The 17178-nt window shown below is 74.5% G+C and carries 15 protein-coding genes; 6 read left to right on the top strand and 9 right to left on the bottom strand.

Going from position 1 to position 17178, the window contains the following annotated elements; all coding sequences use genetic code 11:
- Positions 1–120: 120 nt before the first annotated feature.
- From AB0G08_RS15090 to AB0G08_RS15080, 3 genes are all read right to left on the bottom strand, one after another.
- Positions 121–1149: a 6-phosphofructokinase gene (locus AB0G08_RS15090; protein WP_132236203.1), complete on the bottom strand. Its 1029-nt coding sequence runs from the start codon at positions 1147–1149 to the stop codon at positions 121–123.
- 178 nt (positions 1150–1327) lie between these two features.
- A complete protein-coding gene (locus AB0G08_RS15085; RefSeq protein WP_358087464.1) occupies positions 1328–1831 on the bottom strand; it encodes a pyridoxamine 5'-phosphate oxidase family protein in 504 nt (167 codons plus the stop codon).
- Positions 1832–1891: 60 nt separating this feature from the next.
- Positions 1892–2389 (bottom strand): polyadenylate-specific 3'-exoribonuclease AS, encoded by a 498-nt coding sequence (locus AB0G08_RS15080; protein WP_358087559.1) that lies wholly within the window; start codon positions 2387–2389, stop codon positions 1892–1894.
- 251 nt (positions 2390–2640) lie between these two features.
- Here AB0G08_RS15080 and AB0G08_RS15075 point away from each other — a divergent pair, with 251 nt between their 5' ends.
- Positions 2641–3333, top strand: coding sequence for a Crp/Fnr family transcriptional regulator (locus AB0G08_RS15075; RefSeq protein WP_088999194.1), 693 nt, complete (start codon positions 2641–2643; stop codon positions 3331–3333).
- Between the two features lie 58 nt (positions 3334–3391).
- Here AB0G08_RS15075 and AB0G08_RS15070 read toward each other — a convergent pair whose 3' ends face one another.
- Positions 3392–3604 (bottom strand): hypothetical protein, encoded by a 213-nt coding sequence (locus AB0G08_RS15070; protein ID WP_357873175.1) that lies wholly within the window; start codon positions 3602–3604, stop codon positions 3392–3394.
- A gap of 163 nt (positions 3605–3767) precedes the next feature.
- On the opposite strand from AB0G08_RS15070, the gene AB0G08_RS15065 reads away from it, so the two are divergent.
- The gene (locus AB0G08_RS15065; protein ID WP_358087463.1) at positions 3768–7334 is read left to right on the top strand and encodes an adenylate/guanylate cyclase domain-containing protein; all 3567 of its coding nucleotides are present in this window, start codon (positions 3768–3770) and stop codon (positions 7332–7334) included.
- A gap of 24 nt (positions 7335–7358) precedes the next feature.
- Here AB0G08_RS15065 and AB0G08_RS15060 read toward each other — a convergent pair whose 3' ends face one another.
- Entirely contained in the window at positions 7359–8066 is a 708-nt protein-coding gene (locus tag AB0G08_RS15060; protein ID WP_358087462.1) for a lysophospholipid acyltransferase family protein, read from the bottom strand.
- Positions 8067–8359: 293 nt separating this feature from the next.
- Between AB0G08_RS15060 and AB0G08_RS15055 the strand changes: the two genes are divergently transcribed.
- From AB0G08_RS15055 to AB0G08_RS15040, 4 genes are all read left to right on the top strand, one after another.
- The gene (locus AB0G08_RS15055) at positions 8360–9556 is read left to right on the top strand and encodes a histidine kinase (RefSeq protein ID WP_358087461.1); all 1197 of its coding nucleotides are present in this window, start codon (positions 8360–8362) and stop codon (positions 9554–9556) included.
- Entirely contained in the window at positions 9553–10224 is a 672-nt protein-coding gene (locus AB0G08_RS15050) for a response regulator transcription factor (protein ID WP_358087460.1), read from the top strand. Before AB0G08_RS15055 ends, AB0G08_RS15050 begins: the two co-directional genes overlap by 4 nt.
- 252 nt (positions 10225–10476) lie before the next feature.
- A complete protein-coding gene (locus tag AB0G08_RS15045; RefSeq protein WP_358087458.1) occupies positions 10477–11325 on the top strand; it encodes a DUF308 domain-containing protein in 849 nt (282 codons plus the stop codon).
- 182 nt (positions 11326–11507) lie between these two features.
- Entirely contained in the window at positions 11508–12926 is a 1419-nt protein-coding gene (locus AB0G08_RS15040; protein ID WP_358087456.1) for a trehalose-6-phosphate synthase, read from the top strand.
- Positions 12927–13034: 108 nt separating this feature from the next.
- Here AB0G08_RS15040 and AB0G08_RS15035 read toward each other — a convergent pair whose 3' ends face one another.
- The 4 genes from AB0G08_RS15035 to AB0G08_RS15020 form a co-directional block, all read right to left on the bottom strand.
- Positions 13035–13838 (bottom strand): alpha/beta fold hydrolase, encoded by an 804-nt coding sequence (locus tag AB0G08_RS15035; RefSeq protein WP_358087557.1) that lies wholly within the window; start codon positions 13836–13838, stop codon positions 13035–13037.
- A gap of 133 nt (positions 13839–13971) precedes the next feature.
- The gene (locus AB0G08_RS15030) at positions 13972–15381 is read right to left on the bottom strand and encodes an NAD(P)-binding domain-containing protein (protein ID WP_358087454.1); all 1410 of its coding nucleotides are present in this window, start codon (positions 15379–15381) and stop codon (positions 13972–13974) included.
- 91 nt (positions 15382–15472) lie between these two features.
- Positions 15473–16180: an endonuclease/exonuclease/phosphatase family protein gene (locus tag AB0G08_RS15025; RefSeq protein WP_358087452.1), complete on the bottom strand. Its 708-nt coding sequence runs from the start codon at positions 16178–16180 to the stop codon at positions 15473–15475.
- Positions 16181–16190: 10 nt separating this feature from the next.
- Positions 16191–17138 (bottom strand): ROK family glucokinase, encoded by a 948-nt coding sequence (locus AB0G08_RS15020; RefSeq protein WP_358087450.1) that lies wholly within the window; start codon positions 17136–17138, stop codon positions 16191–16193.
- Positions 17139–17178 lie beyond the last annotated feature (40 nt).

The following is a 17178-nucleotide window of genomic DNA, read 5'->3' as shown; positions in this document are numbered from 1 at the left end:
CGGGGGGCCCCCCTGTCCCCCCCCCTGTGCCCCCCCCCCCCCCCCCCCCCCCCCCCCCCCCCCCCCCCCCCGGGGGCGCGGGGGGCCCCCAGCCCCCCCCCCCCCCACGCCGCGGATGGATCAGCTGCCGAAGAAGACCTCGGCCTCGGCGTACCGCTCCAGCGGCACGGTCTTCAGCTCGCGGGTGGCCTCGGCCAGCGGGACGCGGACGATGTCCGTGCTCTGCATGGCGACCATCTTGCCCCAGTCACCCTCGTGAACCGCGTCGATCGCCTGGAGACCGAGCCGGGTGGCGAGCACCCGGTCGAAGGCGCTCGGGGTGCCGCCGCGCTGGATGTGCCCGAGCACGACCGTGCGGGCCTCCTTGCCAGTCTTGGCCTCCAACTGCTCGGCGAGCCACTGGCCGATGCCGCCGAGGCGGACGTGGCCGAACGCGTCGAGCTCCTGGTTGTGCAGGACCATCTGGCCGTCCAGCGGCTGGGCGCCCTCGGCGACCACGACGATCGGGGCGTACTGGTGCTGGAAGCGCTTCTCGACGTAGCCGGCGACCTGCTCGACGTCGAACTGCCGCTCCGGCAGCAGGATCACGTTGGCGCCGCCGGCCAGGCCGGCGTGCAGGGCGATCCAGCCGGCGTGCCGGCCCATCACCTCGACCACCAGGGTGCGGTGGTGGCTCTCGGCGGTGGTGTGCAGCCGGTCGATCGCCTCCATCGCGATGTTGACGGCGGTGTCGAAGCCGAAGGTGTAGTCGGTGGCGCCGAGGTCGTTGTCGATCGTCTTCGGCACGCCGATCACGTGGACCCCGAGCTCGTGCAGCTTGGTGGCCACGCCGAGGGTGTCCTCGCCGCCGATCGCGATGAGCGCGTCCACGCCCTGCGCGGCGAGGTTCTCCTTGATCCGCTCGACGCCGTTCTCGATCTTGAAGGGGTTGGTCCGGGACGAGCCGAGGATGGTGCCGCCGCGCGGCAGGATGCCGCGGACCTCCGCGATGCCCAGGGGGCGGGACAGGCCCTCCAACGGGCCCTTCCAGCCGTCCCGGAAACCCACAAACTCGTGGCCGTAGCTGGCGACGCCCTTGCGGACCACCGCCCGGATGACCGCGTTGAGACCTGGGCAGTCGCCGCCGCCGGTGAGCACGCCGATACGCATGATCTGCTCATCCTCCTGGAGCATCAGGTGTAGCCCGATTTGCCCCAGGATATGTGTCGGATCAGACCATCGGCGCCGTTGCCGGCCCGGGGCGGGCCGTCAGTGCGCACTGTAGTCGCCGCGGGTGTGCGCCGACACCGCGCCCCGGGCCGGTTCCACCGGCCGGTCGGCCTACCGGTCAGTAGCTGACCTCGTGGTTCTCCCCCGCCTTCGGCGGCTTGCCGGTCACCGCCGCCTTCGCGTAGCCGAACAGGTTGACCACGGTGCTCGACGGCGAGTCCCAGTACTCCGCGGAGCTGGCGTGCACCTTGACCAGGGTGAGCCCGGGCGTCTCCAGCCCGTCCGGGAACCATGCCTTCAGCAGCGGGTTCCACAGCTGTTCGGCCTTCGCCCGGTCGTACCCCTCCCGAGCCGTGCCCGAGACCGACACCCAGGCGTTGCGCCGGGAGTCGGAGAAGGAGACGTTGACCTCCGGGTTCACGCGGATCTGCCGGACCTTGGCGGAGTCGGCGTACGCGAAGAACCACAGGTCCCCGTCGAACTCCGCCTCCTGCAGGCCCATCGGACGGCTCACCATCCGGCCGTCCACCGCGGTCGTGGTCAGCATGCAGATCCGCGCCTCCCGGACCAGCTCGGTGACCCGGCCCCGGGCCTCGGCGGCGCTTGTCGGTTCGTTGCTCATGGGACGCTCCCTCACATCGGCTCGACGTCGCACCGGTGCCCGGGACAGAACCGACCAAACCTACGAACCGGTCATCGCCCGCCACCGGGCCAGGTTGTGCCGGGCGTCGACCAGCGCGTCGTGCCGCGCCGCGTCGGCGTCCGGCAGGGGCGGCCGGCCCCGGTCGTCCCAGAGCTGACGCAGGTCCTTGGTGAACCGGGGGATCTCCCGGGGCAGCGCCGGCATGGCGCCCCACAGCTGCGCCAGGACAACGTGGTCGTACGCGGCGTACCAGGCCCAGAGCTCCAGTTGCTCGCCCGGGCGGTCCCGGACCGGCTCGACGAGGAAGTCGTACAGCTCGTCGCGGATGCGCTCGCGGGAGCGCCAGGCACGGTTCGCCGGGGAGGGCAGCTTGTCGAGCACGTTGCGGCGCACCCAGGGCACGGCCCGCGAGTCGTCGAACTCGGTCGAGACGGCGTAGAACTCGCGGCCGTACTCGTCGACGACGCCGATCGACACCAGGTCGACGAGCCGGCCGTCCTCGATGAACTCGCAGTCGTAGAAGTAGCGGTAGACCATCACCCGTCATCCTCGCCCACGCCCCCGGCGTCCCGGCGGGCGGGGCGGCCGGATCGCCCCCCACCACCCCGGTCGCCGCAGCTCGGGAGTGTCACGGAAGTGATTTGAGGGGTGTACAGCAAGCGACCGGAGCGTCATGATCTGATGTGTACCGCTACCGGACGCCGAACCGGTGTCAGTTCACCTCGTCGAGGGCCTTCAGGTTCACCCGGTGAGCGAGTTGTGGTCCTTGACCGGGGAGGGGTTGGGCCGTGGAGATGCGCCTACCGGAGCCGGGTGACGCGCTCACGGGTGTGGAGATGTTCGCCGGGCTGGAGCCGGAGGTCCGGCAGCGGGTGATCGCCGCGGCGGTCCCCCGCACGTACCGCAAGGGTCAGTTGCTCTTCGTCGAGAACGACCCGGGCGAGTCCCTCATCGTCCTGCGCCGGGGCGCGGTCGCGGTCTTCCGCACCGCGCCGACCGGCGAGCGCGCCGTGCTGTCGGTCATCCGTCCCCCGGACGTGCTGGGCGAGGTCTCCCTGCTCGACGCCTCCACCCGGTCCGCCTCGGCCGAGGCGATCGAGGACTGCCAGGCGCTCGCGCTGTCCCGGGGCGCCTTCATGGAGCTGGTGCACTCCAACCCACGCATCCTCGACGCGGTGATGCGCTCGCTCGGCGGGCTGATCCGCCGGCTGACCGAGCAGAACGCCGACCACGTCTTCCTGGACCTGCCCGGCCGGGTGGCCAAGACCCTGGTGCGGCTGGCCGGCGAGAGCCAGGCCCCGATGATCACCATCGAGCTCAACCAGAGCCAGCTCGCGGAGATGGCCGGCGGCTCGCGGCAGAGCGTCAACCAGGCCATCGGGTCGTTCGCCAACCGGGGCTGGCTGCGCACGGAGGGCCGGCGGATCGTGGTCACCGACGTGGCGGCGCTGCGCCGCCGCGCCGGGATGAGCGAGCGCTGAGACGTACGCGAAGAAGGGGCCGGAGCGGTTGCTCCGGCCCCTTCCGCGTGTGGGGGTGTCAGGGAGTGGCGCTGCCCGGCCCGACCCAGTTGGTGGTGCTGCCCGGCCCGACCCACTCCGTGCCGTCCTTGCCGCCGCCGGACTGCTCGCTGACGATCCCCTGCGCCTGGAGCGCGGCCAGCGTGGCGGCGTCCACGTCGACGGAGTCGCCCGCGAGGTGGCTCACCCCGTTGCCGTCGGTCCAGTCGCTCTGCAACATCACGTACACCATCGGGAATCCCCCTGTGGTCAATGGTCGAAAATCAGCCGCCTGACTGTAACGGCAGGACCGGCCGGTGGACTGTCCACAAACCAACAGCCCGGTACCCGACAACCTGACAGACAGCGATACTGACACCTGCACGGTGCCGATCCCGGCGCCGGCGGGATCGCCAGTGGAGGGTGTCATCGCCACGCAGTGTGACCGTTGTGGACGCACGGCCGCCGGGGGCGACCGCTTCTGCGGCGGCTGCGGCAACGAGCTGGGCGCGGTCTGTCCGCACTGCCTCCGCCCGCTCGCGCGGGACGTGGCGTTCTGCACCTCCTGCGGCGCGGCCCGGCCGGGCACCCAGCGGCAGCCGGCCCCGCAGGAGGACCGCCGCCGGGTCAGCGTGCTCTTCGTCGACCTGATCGACTTCACCCCGTACGTCGAGCGGGCGGACCCGGAGCTGGTCCGCGGCATGCAGACCGGGTTCTTCTCGGCCGCCCGCCGGGTCGTCGGGCAGTACGGCGGGGTGGTGGAGAAGTACATCGGCGACGCGGTGATGGCCCTGTTCGGCGCGCCCGTGGCGACCGAGACCGACGCGCTGCGCTGCGTCCGGGCCGGCCTGGAGCTGCAACGGGTGCTGACCCGGTTCGCCCCCACCGGCGCGGACGCGCTGCGCTTCCGGGTCGGCGTGGCCACCGGCGAGGCGCTGGTCGACGTGGCCGCCGCCCGCGACGGCGGCCAGGCGATCGTGGCCGGCGACGTGGTCAACACGGCCTCCCGGATGCAGTCCGTCGCGCCGCCGGGCGGGGTGCTGGTCTGCGGCGTGACGCACGGCCTCACCCGCGACGCCATCCGCTACTCGGAGCAGCCGCCGGTCACCCTGCGCGGGCGGTCGACGACCACCGAGGTGTGGCTGGCCCTATCCCCGGTGCGCCGGCAGCAGACCGACCGGCAGCCGGACGTCACGCCGCTGATCGACCGCGAACACGAGCTGGGGATGCTGGTCAACGCCCTGCACCGGTCGTTGCGCGACCGGCGCCCGCAGGTGGTGACCGTCTTCGGCCGGGCCGGGCTGGGCAAGAGCCGGCTGGTGCGGGAGCTGTACCGGCACGTGGACCGGCTGGTCGACGAGCCGCTGACCTGGCGGATCGGGCGGTGCCCGCCGTTCGGCGAGAACGTGACGTTCGCGGCGCTGGCCGACATCGTCAAGTCCGAGGCCGGCATCCTGGACACCGACCCGGCGTCGAGCGCCGCCCAGCGGCTCGCCTCGGCCGTCGGCGAGCTGGTCGGCCCGGGCGAGCGGCAGCGCCTCGTCGACGCCCTGCGGCCGCTGGTGGGCCTGCCGGGGACCGCGCTGCCGGCCGAGGAGACCGAGTCGGCGTGGCGGCGCTTCCTGCTCGCCCTGGCCGCGCGCCGGCCGACCGTGCTGGTCTTCGAGGACCTGCACTGGGCCGACGACGCGATGCTGCGCTTCGTGGAGCTGCTCGGCACCGCCGCCCGGGACGTGCCGCTGCTGCTGCTCTGCACCGCCCGGCCGGAACTCGTCGACCGGGACCCGAGCTGGGCGGGGACGATCACCGGCTCGGTGACCATCACCCTGCCCCCGCTGCGGGACACGGGCATCGCCGCGCTCTACGCCCACATGTTCGGCCGGGCGGCCTTCTCCGCCGACATGCTCACCCCGCTGATCGAGGTCGCCGGCGGCAACCCGCTCTACGCCCACGAGTACGTCCGGATGCTCATCGAGCAGGGCGCGCTGCGCCAGTCCGGGCGGGGCTGGTCGCTGGAGAAGCACCTCGACCTGCCGATGCCGGAGAGCGTGCACGCCGTCATCGCCAACCGCATCGACCTGCTCGACGCCAAGGAACGCACGGTGCTGCTGGCCGCCGCCGTGGTCGGCGTGCAGTTCTGGCCGGGGGCCGTGGCCGCCGCGCTCGGGCAGCCCGTCGAGTCGGTGGAGCGCGCGCTGCGCCGGCTGGAGCAGCGCGACTTCGTGCACGAGCAGGCCGCCTCCACCATGGCCGGGCAGCCGGAGTACCGGTTCCGGCACGTGCTGGTGCGCGACGTCTGCTACCAGCGGCTGCCCCGCACCGAGCGGGTGGCGCGGCACGAGCGGACGGCACAGTGGCTGGACATGCTCTCGCAGAGCCGGGACACCGACCTGGCCGAGGTGCTGGCCCACCACCGGTGGGCGGCCCACGAGATCGCCCGGACGCTGGGCATGGAGATCGGTGGCTACGCCAGTGCCGCCCGGGCCGCGCTGCACCGGGCGGCCCGCCGGGCGTACGCGCTGCACAGCCTCGACGCCGCGGCGAGCCACGCGGGCCGGGCGCTCGGGCTGGCGGACGACTCCGACCCGGTCGGCCGGCTCCAGCTGGAGCTGCTCAGCACCGAGATCTCCTTCTACCGGGACGGCAACGGCTTCCTCTCCGGCGGCGGCCCCGAGCAGGTGCAGGCGCTCGCCGACCGGCTGCTGGCGCACGGCGACGACGCCTGCGCGGCGCGCGCCTGGACGCTGCTCGGTCAGGCCGCGTGGCTGCGCGCCGACCGGGCCGCCGCCCTGGCCTGCCTCGACCGGGCCGTGCAGCTCTTCGCCCCGCTGCCGGACAGCCCCCAGAAGGCGGACGCCTACGCCGAGCTGGGCCGGCTGCACATGCTGAACTACGAGCGGGATCCGGCGGTCGCCGCGGCCGAACGGGCGGCGGAGATCGGCGAGCGGCTGGGACTGACCGAGACCCGGACCAACGCCCAGATCACCTCGGCCATCGCCCGCTACCAGGCGGGCGACCGGTCCGGCCTGGACGAGCTGCACGCGATCGTGGAGGTCAGCCGCGCCAACCAGCTGATCGCCCTGCCCCGGGCCATCCAGAACCTCGTCTACGCCGTCTGCGAGGAGGGCGACTGGCTGCGCTCCGACGCGCTGCTGTCGTCGTTGCCGAAGCGCAAGGCCAGCGGGCAGACGCTGACCACGAGCTACTCGGCGGAGGCGATGCGCGCCTGGTTCGAGGGCGACTTCGACCGGCTGCTGGCCGCCGCCGAGGCCTTCGTGGACACCCCGACGGGCAGCTGGGACATGCAGGTCCGTGGCCTGCGTTCCTGCCTGCTGGTGCTGCGGGGCGGGCGGGTGCCGCCGGCCCGCGCCCAGGCCGGCGACGCCAGCGCGTTCCGCGACGACGTGGCGGCCGCGCTCGACGCCGCGCGGCGCAGCGGCTTCCACCGGTTGCACTGGACGATGCTGGGGATGGGCGCGCTCTGCCGGGCGTTGCAGGGGCGCCGGGAGGAGGCGGCGGCGCTGATCGACGAGCTGGCCGACTCCTGGTCGGCCGTGCCGGCCCTGGCCAGCGGCGAGTGGATCGCGGCGGCCGGGTACGCGGCCAGCCTCGCCGGGCGCAACTCGGCGGCCCGGGTGCGCGCGATGCTGGACCAGGTGGGTCACCGCACGCCCTGGTCGGAGGCGGCGCGGCGGACGGTGACCGGCGCGCTGGCCGCCGCGGACGGCGACCACCGGCGGGCCGCGGAGCTGCACCTGGCCGGCGCCGAGATCTACGCCGGCATCCCGGACGTGACCGACCGGATGCTCGCGCTGACCTTCGCGACGGTGGAGCTGGAGCGGGCCGGCGAGCCGACGGCGGGCCGCCCGGAGCTGGCCGAGCTGCGCGCCTTCGCGCTGCGCAACGACGCCCCCGTCCTGCTGGAGCTGGCCCGCCCCCCGGCGACCTCGACCAACCCCGCCGGCACGGCCGTGGCCTGCTGACCGGCGACGCGCAGGGCAGGCCCGTCAGGCGGGAACCGGTTCGCGGGGGGTGGGGCCGGTGGGCGGGTTCTTGGCCTTCTGGGCGTACATGTCGACGTACTCGCGGCCGGAGAGCTCCATCAGCTCGTACATGATCTCGTCGGTCACCGCGCGCTCGACGAACCGGTCGCCGGCCATCCCCGTGTAGCGCGAGAAGTCCAGCGGCGGGCCGAACCGGATCCGCACCCGGGCGATCTTGGGGATCAGCTTGCCGGGCGGCTGGATCTCGTCGGCGTTGAGCATCGCCGTCGGGACCACCGGGGCGCCGCTCTCCAGGGCCAGCCGGGCCACGCCGGTCTTGCCCCGGTAGAGCCGCCCGTCCGGCGAGCGGGTGCCCTCGGGATAGATGCCGGCGATGCCGCCGCCGCGCAGCACCCGCAGCTGGGTGTCGAGGGCCGCCCGGGCCGCCCGGCCGCCCGAGCGGTCGACCGGGATGGTGCCGGAGCCGACGAAGAACATCTTGGTCAGCCAGCCCTTGACGCCCTTGCCGGTGAAGTACTCGGCCTTGGCGATGAACGTGACCCGCCGCTTCACGACCAGCGGCGTGAAGATCGAGTCGGAGAACGACAGGTGGTTGCTGGCGAGGATCACCGGCCCGGTGTCGGGCACGTGGTGCAGCCCCTCGATTTGCGGGCGGAAGACCAGCCTCAGCAGCGGGCCGAGGAGGACGTACTTCATCAGCCAGTACAGCACCGGCGTCCCTTCACAGAGGTGGTCGCGACGCCACCGCGGTCGCCCGCGGGTCGGTCGTGGGCATGAGCCTACGAACCCGATGCCGGCCGCCATAACGTGATCCGGCCCGCGACGCGCCGCCGTCCACGCCGGACGCCGATGAACGGACGCCGGGGGCGGGCAACGGCGGCGGACGGCGGACCGGTGTCGCCTGTCGACGTACCGCCGTCGGCCGTGGATACCGCGCAGGGCGACGACCGGTGGGGACACCCGTCGGCTCCGCAGGGCGGCCGGCGGGACCTACGCTCGGGGGTGTGCGGGTGGCCGAGGCGCAGCGGGAAGCCGGCCCGGCGGCGGGCGGGCTGGTCCGGCTGCGCCGGGCCACGGTGCTGGACCTGCTCATCGGCGTCGCCGTCTCGACCGTCGTGGCGCTGGCGATCACCGCGAACGTGGGCGGCGACCGGGGGCGCGACGTCCCCGCCTACCTGTTCGCCGTCGGGCTCGGCGCGCTCGTGCTGCTGCGCCGCCGCGCGCCGACCACCGTGCTCGTGGTCAGCGCCGCCGGCCTGGTCGCCTACTACGTGGCCGGCTACCCGCCGGTCGGGCTGGCCCTCCCCCTCGCCGCGGCGCTCTACTCGGCGGCCGAGGCCGGGCAGCTGCGCTGGGCGGTGCTCGTCGGGCTCGGCCTGCTCGTCCTCTCCACCGCGTTCCGCGCCATGGGGGGCACGAGCGTCGCGTACCTCATAGGCTTCGAGCTGGCCTCCAGCGTCGCCATCATGGCCGCCGCGATCGCCCTCGGCGACGGGGTGCGGTCCCGGCGGCTGCGGCGCCGGGAGCAACGGTGGCGACTGCGGCAGCTGGAACGCGACCACGCCCGGGAGGCCGCCCGCCGGGTCGAGGAGGAACGGCTCCGGATCGCCCGGGACCTGCACGACGTGATCGCCCACCACATCTCCGTCATCTCGCTGCACGCCGGCGTGGCCGACGAGGCCCTCGACGACGACCCGGCCGCCGCCCGGGCCGCCCTGGGACACGTCCGCTCGGCCACCACCCAGGTCGCCCGGGAACTGCGCACCACCCTCGGTCTCCTGCGCGACCCGGCCGTGGCCGAGCCCCGGCAACCGGTGGCGGGGCTGGCCGGGCTGGACGCCCTGGCCGCCGGCGCGCGGGCCACCGGGCTGCGGGTCGCCGTCCACCGGCGCGGCGAGCTGACCGGCCTGCCCGCCGCCGTCGACTCGACCGCCCACCGGCTGATCCAGGAGGCGCTGACCAACACCCTGCGCCACGCCGGCGCGAGCAGCGTCGAGATCGACGTCGTCCGCGGCCCCCGTGCCCTCGCCGTCGCCGTCCGCGACGACGGCCGTGGGCAGCGCGAGGACGCCCCGCGCGGGTACGGGCTCGGCGGCATGCGGGAGCGCACCGCCCTGCTCGGGGGCACGATCACCGCCGGCAACCGACCCGGCGGCGGATTCGAGGTACGCGCCGAACTACCCCTGGGAGGGACCACGTGATCCGGGTGGGACTCGTCGACGACCAGCACCTGGTCCGCGCGGGGCTGCGCGCGCTGCTGAACCGGGCGCCGGACATCGAGATCGTCGGCGAGGCGGGCGACGGCGACGCGGCGTACCGGCTGGCGGTCACCGAGCGGCCGGACGTCCTGCTGATGGACGTCCGGATGCCGGGCACGGACGGCATCGAGGCCACCCGCCGGATCGTCGCCGACGAGCGGCTCACCGACGTGCGGGTCGTCGTGCTCACCACGTTCGACACCGACGAGTACGTCTTCGAGGCGATCCGGGCCGGCGCGTCCGGCTTCCTGCTCAAGGACACCGGCCCCGACGAGCTGCGGGGAGCGGTGCGGATCGTCCGGGCCGGGGAGGCCCTGCTCTCCCCCGCGGTGACCCGGCGGGTCATGGCGGCGGTGCGCGCCGGCGGGCGGGAGCCGGACCCGGCCCGGCTGGGCTCGCTGACCGCCCGGGAGCGGGAGGTGCTGGCCGAGGTCGCCGCCGGCCGGTCGAACGACGAGATCGGCGCGGTCCTGCACATCAGCCCGGCGACCGCCCGGACGTACGTGAGCCGGCTGCTGGCCAAGCTTGGCGCGCGGGACCGGTCGCAGCTCGTCGTGGCGGCGTACGAGAGCGGCCTGGTGCGGCCGGGGGCGTCGCCCGCCCCGGACTGACCGGCGGTCGGCCCGCGCGACGGCGGTGTCCCGGGCGGCACCGCCGACGGGGGCTCCGTTGAAAAGCATTCAGCAAGAACGGACATAAATCCCCTGTCGCCACCTGCGGCAGGGGCTCTGACTTCGTACGCCGCGCCACAAGGCACTCCCGGAACCGGGTCCGGACGTGTCACGATTCAAGGCACGGCGTGCGGTGGGCGCCGAGGGGGCTCAGGCGACCGCGCCGCGGGCGCGTGATGAGGAGGATGTCCGGTGTCAGCGGGTGGTGCCCGCCGGGGACGGCGGGACAACGGGCTCGACGCGAGCGAGTACGCCGTCGCCGGCGACGTGGATCCGCGCGTCGGTGAGCACCTGCTCGACGTCCTGGCCGCCGGCGGGATCGCCGCCTACCTCCAGCCCTCGGCCGACCTGAACCCGGTCACCCGCACCACCACCGTCCCGCCCCGCCCCGTCGACCGGCTCTACGTCGACCGGTCGCACCTGAGGACCGCGCGGGACTACCTGACCCAGCTCGCGGACGAGACGGCCCCCGAGAAGCCCCGCGACGACGAGCCGGACATCGAGGCCGAGTGGGCCCGCATCGTCGCCGGCTTCCACACCACCGCTCCCCGCGGCGGCGACAACCCGTGGCCCGCCGCCGAGGACGTGGACGACACGCCCGGACCCGCCGGCGGTCCGGTGACCCTCGGCACGGCCGACGAGCCCGCCGGGCCGACCGCCACCGACGTGCGCCGGCTGCCCTACGCGGCCGACATCTCGGGCGTCTCCCTCTCCCGGGGCCGGCAGGACGAGCCGTCGCTGCTCGACGGGCTGGACACCTTCGGCGCGGACCTGCCCGACGACGAGTCGGAGGACGAGCGCTACACCCCGCCGCCGCCCCCGCCCCTGCCGCGCTTCTCGAAGTACGCGGTGGTCGGCGTGCTGGCCATGGTGCTCGGCTTCGTGCTCTTCCTGTTCCCCTCGGTCTTCCCGGTGGCCGACCCCTCGGTGGTCAACCTGTTCGGCTTCACCGGCATCCTGGCCGGCTTCGTCGCGCTGATCTGGCGGCTGCGGCCCGGTGACGACGACGAGCGCGACCCAGACGACGGCGCGGTCGTCTGACCGGCGGCCCGCCCACCGGCGTTCCTGCCCGCATCCCGGGACGACGGACGCCCCGCGCCGGGGGCGCAACACTGGTGTAACTTACTGTCAGTAGGAATACCGCTGTCCGTCACATCCCTCGCTGACTGCCCGGTTGTTCCTCCGCTGCGGCGGTCACTCCCCTGCTGATCGGAATGCCCGAGATGCGACAGAGTTCCCTCGTGGTGGTCGCCAACCGCCTGCCCATCGACGACAGTGTGGCGCCCGACGGCGCCTGCGAATGGCGCCGCAGTCCCGGCGGCCTCGTCAGCGCCCTCCATCCCCTCCTGCGGCACACCCCGGCGACGTGGGTCGGGTGGGCCGGCGGCACCGGTCCGGCGCCCGCGCTGCCCGACGTGGACGGCGTCCGCATGCACACCGTCGCGCTGAGCGCCGACGACCTGCGCGACCACTACGAGGGGTTCGCCAACGCCACCCTCTGGCCGCTCTACCACGACTCGGTGGAGCAACCGGAGTACCACCGGCGCTGGTGGGAGGCGTACCAGCGGGTCAACCAGCGGTTCGCCGAGGCCACGGCCGACATGGCCGAGCCCGGCGCGGTGGTCTGGGTGCAGGACTACCACCTGCAACTGGTGCCCGGCCTGCTCCGGGAGCTGCGGCCGGACCTTCGGATCGGCTTCTTCCTGCACGTGCCCTTCCCGCCACCCGAGCTGTTCATGCAGCTCCCGCGCCGCGCCGAACTGCTGCGCGGAATGCTCGGCGCCGACCTGATCGGCTTCCAGCGCTCCCAGGCCGCGCACAACTTCGCCCAGCTCGTGGCGAAGGTGCTGGAGGTCCCCGCCACCGATCGGCGGATCACCGTCGACGACCGGGTGGTCCGGATCGGCGCCTTCCCCGTCTCCATCGACACCGTGGAGATGGCCGCGCTGGCCACCCGGCCCGACGTGGTCGACCGGGCCGCCCGGCTGCGCCACGACCTCGGCAGTCCCGAGCAGGTGATCCTCAGCGTCGACCGGATGGACTACACCAAGGGCATCGAGCAGCGGCTCAAGGCGTACAGCGAGCTGCTCGCCGGCGGGCACGTCAAGGTGCGCGACACCGTGCTCGTGCAGGTGGCGGTGCCCAGCCGGGAACGGGTCGGGCAGTACCAGATCCTCCGCGAGCGGGTGGAACGCGAGGTCGGGCGGATCAACGGCGAGTTCGGCCGGGTCGGCGAGCCGGCCATCCACTACCTGACCCAGCCGTTCGACCGCGCCGAGCTGGCCGCGCTCTACCGGGTCGCCGACGTGATGGCGGTCACCCCGCTGCGTGACGGGATGAACCTCGTCGCCAAGGAGTACGTGGCCGCCCGGGTCGACGGGACGGGCGCGCTGCTGCTCAGCGAGTTCGCCGGCGCCGCCGCCGAGCTGCCGCAGGCGTACCTGGTCAACCCGCACGACCTGGAGGGGCTCAAGCAGGGGCTGCTCGCCGCGCTGCGGGGCAGCCCCGACGACCTCGGCGCGCGGATGCGGACCATGCGGGCGCACCTGCACCGGCACGACATCCGGGCGTGGGCCCGCTCCTACCTCTCCGCCCTCGACGACAGCGGCTCCCTGCTGACCCGGCTGGGGGCCGCCGGCTGACGCCGGCGGACCGGCCCGGGTCGGTCACCGCCGGGCGGGCTCGGACGGCCGGGCCAGACCGGGCCGGGCGGGCCAGACCGGGCCGGGTGGCGGCGTGGCCCGGGTCGGTCAGGGCCGGCCGGTCGGTGCCGGGTCCTTCTCCAGCCAGTCCAGGATCGCGTCGACCGGCTCCCGCCACCGGGCGTCGAGCATCATGTCGTGCCCCATGCCGGGGAAGAGCAGCGGAGCCGAGCCGTACCGCCGGGCCGCCCGGGTCAGCGCCGCCGCCGGGACGACCCGGTCGTCGGGGCTGCCCAGCACCAGCACCGGCGGGTCGCCCACCGCCGGCTCCGCGGCCCGCCCGGTCAGCAGCTGCCACTGGGCCCGCCGGCCGGCCCGGCCCAGCCGGGCCGCGTACCGCCGGGACTCCGCCTCGGGCAGCTCCCGGCTGAACAGCTGGCGGCGGTGCAGCCGTAGCGGCCCACCGAACACCGCCGGCAGCGTGCCGAGCGGGTTGCGGCGCAGCGCCGCCCCGAACGTCGCCCAGCCGCCGAGCACCGGCGCGACCAGCACCGCGGCCCGGGCCGGGTAGCGGGCCAGCGCGTGGGCGACCACCAGGGCCCCGGCGCCGTGCCCCACCAGCACCGCCTGGCGCGGCAGGCCCGCCGCCACCTGGGTCACGTCGTGGGCGTACGCCCGCAGCGTCGCCTCCGGCGCCGGCCCGCTGTCGCCGTGCCCGCGCAGGCTGAGCGCGTACGCCGGGAAGCCCCGGGACGCGGCGTGGCCGAGCCAGTGCTCGGCGAACGCCCAGGCGCCGTGCCCGAAGCCCGGTACGAAGAGCAGCGGCGGACGCCCCTGCTCCACCTCGGGGGCCGCGCTGAGGACCTCACGCCGGACCGGGCGGACCGGGCGGGCCCACTCCCGCCCCCGCATGACCCGCACCTGACTCACTGTTCCGGCCTTTCGTTCGCGACTGCGGGGCTCCGCTGCGCTGCACTCCTCGCGCTCACCGGATCCGGCCTTTCGTTCGCGACTGCGGGGCCCCGCTGCGCAGCACTCCTCGCGCTCACCGGGAGCCCTCCAGGTCGTGCAGCGCGCGCTGGACGGCGCGCAGGTAGTCGGCGTGGCCCACCTCGAACCAGTGCCGGCTGCTGTCCTTGACGGGCCCGGCGTACCGCTCCCCCGCCTTCGCCGACACCCGGTCCGCGAAGGCGGCCGCCCGGTCGGGACGGGTCACGCGCAGCCGCAGCAGCCGGGCGAAGAGCACCGTCTGCCAGTGCGACAGGGGGAAGATACCCGAGTCCGGCTGCACCAGCCCGGCCACGGCCAGCGTCGGGCGGCCGGGGACGAAGGCGTTCAGCCAGAGCCTCGGGCGGCCCTCGCCCGCGTCGTCGCCGAGCACCTTCGGGTCGAGGAACTCGAAGCGCGGCAGGTAGCCGGTGGCGAAGACGACCAGATCCGGGTCGATCTCCCGGCCGTCGGAGAGCTCGACGGCGTACGGGTGGAAGCGGACGACGTCCGGCACCGGCGCGATCTCGCCGTGGCCCACGTAGTAGACGAGCTGGCTGTTGGCGATCGGGTGCGTCTCGTAGACCCGGTGGTCCGGCTTCGGCAGGCCGAAGCGGGTCAGGTCGCCGACGGTCAGCCGCAGCGTCCAGTGGTAGAGCCACTGCCGCACCCGCAGCGGCACGCGCAGCGCCAGCAGCGCGTCGTTGACCTGGTCGGCGGGGCGGCCGAGGACGTACTTCGGGGCGTACCAGTAGCCCCGGCGGGTGGAGTGCCAGCAGCGCGACGCCTGCTGGGCGGCCTCGACGGCGATGTCGCAGCCGGTGTTGCCGGCGCCCACCACCAGCACCCGCTTGCCGCGCAGCTGCGCCGGGTCCTTGTAGGACGAGGCGTGCATGACCTCGCCCCGGAACTCCTCCAGCCCTTCGTAGCGGGGCAGCTTCGGCGACCAGTTGTGGCCGTTGGCGACCACCACGGCCGCGTAGCGGGAGGTGCGTTCCGGGCCGTAGCCGCCGGTGCTGCGGGTGGTCACGTCCCAGCGGTCGCCCGCCACGGGCTCCACCCGGACGACCTCGGTGCCGAACCAGATGTGCCCGCGCAGGTCGAAGTGGTCGGCGTACCGCTCGAAGTACGACAGCAGCTGGCTGTGGTGCGGGTAGTCCGGCCAGTCGTCCGGCATCGGGAAGTCGGGGAACTGGGTGAACGGCCGCGACGAGATCAGGTGCGTGCTCGCGTACACCGGGCTGCGGTCGTGCCGCCAGTTCCAGGCGCCGCCGACGCCGGTCTCCCGCTCGTAGCAGTCGACGCCGAAGCCGTGCTCCCTGAGGTTCTTGATGGCCGTGAGACCGCTGGCCCCGGCGCCGACGACGCAGACGGTGTCGCCCCGGTCGGAGACCGGCCGGCCGTCGCGGGTCAGGGCGAGGGTGCTCGCCTCCGGGTCGGGCCGGCCGTGGTCGGTGGAGGTGGACACCGGAATCTCCTTTTGTGCGGCACGAGTGCCGGGTCGCGCAGCATCCTCTCCACAACGGAGCGGGTTGTCCAGCCCCGAACGCGGCGGACGGTCAGTCGGCGGCGGGCAGCAGCAGGTCGACCAGGACCGGGAAGTGGTCGCTGGCGCGGCGGGTCTGCGGGGTGTCCACCACGTCGTAGTCGGCCACCGTGATGCGCGGGTCGACGAAGAGGGCGTCGATGCGCCGCCGGGGGTTCGCGCAGGAGTAGGTGAGCCGGTCGGCCCGGTCCATCGCCACGGCGGCGTCGGTCAGGCCGCGCGCCACGGTGGCCCACGCCGGCCCGTCCGGCCCCTCGTTCAGGTCGGCCGCGGCGATCACCGGCGTACCGGCGGCGTCCAGCTCGCGCTTGAAGAGCGCGGCCTGCGCGGGCCGCTCGGCCGGATCGGTGGACAGGTGCGACCCGGCCAGGGTGAAGCGGGCCGCGCCGGCCACCACGCACTCGGCGTACGCGGCGCCGCGCAGGTGCCGGCCGGGGGTGAGCGGGAAGCGCTGGCACCTGTCGGCCACCACCCGCACCCGCAGGCTGGTCAGCAGCAGGTTGCCCAGCGCGGGCAGCCCACCGGCCGCCACCACCAGGCCGAACGACTCCGCCAACGCCGCCGACTTCTGCCGCCACCGGAACCGGCGCGGCCCCTCCTGCACGATCACCACGTCCGGCCGGACGTCGCGGACCACCGCCGCCAGCGCGGCCGTGTCGTCCCGCTGGCTGTGGATGTTGTACGACACGACGCGCAGCGGCACGCCCGGGTTCTGCGTCACGGTCGCCCCCTCAGACCCGGCGGGCCAGGTCGGCGGCGCCGATGACGCCGGCGGTGTTGCCCAGCTCGGCCGGGCGGATCTCGGCGACCGGGAGGCGGCTGCGCTGGGCGAGGGCGTCGGTGAAAGACCGGCGCGTCGGGCCGAGCAGCAGGTCCCCGGCGTCGATCACTCCGCCGCCGACGACGAGCACCTGCGGGTCGAGGATCTGCGCCATGTCGGCCAGGCTGGTGCCGAGCCAGCGCCCGACCTGCGCGAACGCCTCGGTGGAGACCGGGTCGCCGGCCTGCGCGGCGGCGGTGACCATGGGCCCGGTGACGGCCTCGGCCTCGCCGCCGGCCAGTTCCAGCAGGGCGCCGGCGCGGTGCGGCTCCTGTCGGGCGGCGGCGCGGGCGAACCGCACCAGGGCGCTGCCGCTGGCGTACTGCTCGATGCAGCCGAGCCGGCCGCAGCCGCACTGGTGGCCGTCCGGCACCGTCAGCATGTGGCCCAGTTCGGCGGCGATGCCGTTGGCGCCGCGCAGCAGTTCCCCGCCGAGCACGATGCCACCGCCGACGCCGGTGCCGATGGTGAACATGACCATCGAGTCGTCGGCGTCGCGGGCCGCGCCGTGGCGAAACTCCGCCCAGGCCGCCACGTTGCCGTCGTTCTCCACGATCACCGGCAGGCCGGTCGCGGCGCTCACGTAGTCGCGCAGCGGCTCGTCCCGCCACGCCAGGTTCGGTGCGAACAGCACGGTCGAGCGGCTGGCGTCGATCCAGCCGGCCGCGCCGATGCCGACCGCCGAGACCGCGTGCCCCGACGCCAGGTCGCGGACCAGTTCGGTGATGACGTCCCGGGTTTTGGCGACGTCGTCGGCGGGGGTGTCCCGTCGGGCCTGCACGAGGACCGTGCCCGCGGCGTCCACGACACCACCGGCCACCTTCGTGCCACCGACGTCGACTCCGATGGTCAGCGTCACCGCTGCCACTCCCCTCTGCTGTGCTGCCCGCACCGGCGCC

The sequence above is a fragment of the Micromonospora sp. NPDC023644 genome, from assembly GCF_040640115.1.
GTDB lineage: Bacteria > Actinomycetota > Actinomycetes > Mycobacteriales > Micromonosporaceae > Micromonospora.
The sequence above is the reverse complement of the archived record's forward strand: the minus strand, read 5'-3'. Positions and strand labels throughout refer to the sequence as shown.

Coding starts and splice junctions, on each gene's coding strand:
- AB0G08_RS15090 (WP_132236203.1), bottom strand. CDS start 1,149: ATGCGTATCGGCGTGCTCACCGGCGGCGGCGACTGCCCAGGTCTCAAC.
- AB0G08_RS15085 (WP_358087464.1), bottom strand. CDS start 1,831: ATGAGCAACGAACCGACAAGCGCCGCCGAGGCCCGGGGCCGGGTCACC.
- AB0G08_RS15080 (WP_358087559.1), bottom strand. CDS start 2,389: ATGGTCTACCGCTACTTCTACGACTGCGAGTTCATCGAGGACGGCCGG.
- AB0G08_RS15070 (WP_357873175.1), bottom strand. CDS start 3,604: ATGGTGTACGTGATGTTGCAGAGCGACTGGACCGACGGCAACGGGGTG.
- AB0G08_RS15040 (WP_358087456.1), top strand. CDS start 11,508: ATGCGACAGAGTTCCCTCGTGGTGGTCGCCAACCGCCTGCCCATCGAC.
- AB0G08_RS15035 (WP_358087557.1), bottom strand. CDS start 13,838: ATGCGGGGGCGGGAGTGGGCCCGCCCGGTCCGCCCGGTCCGGCGTGAG.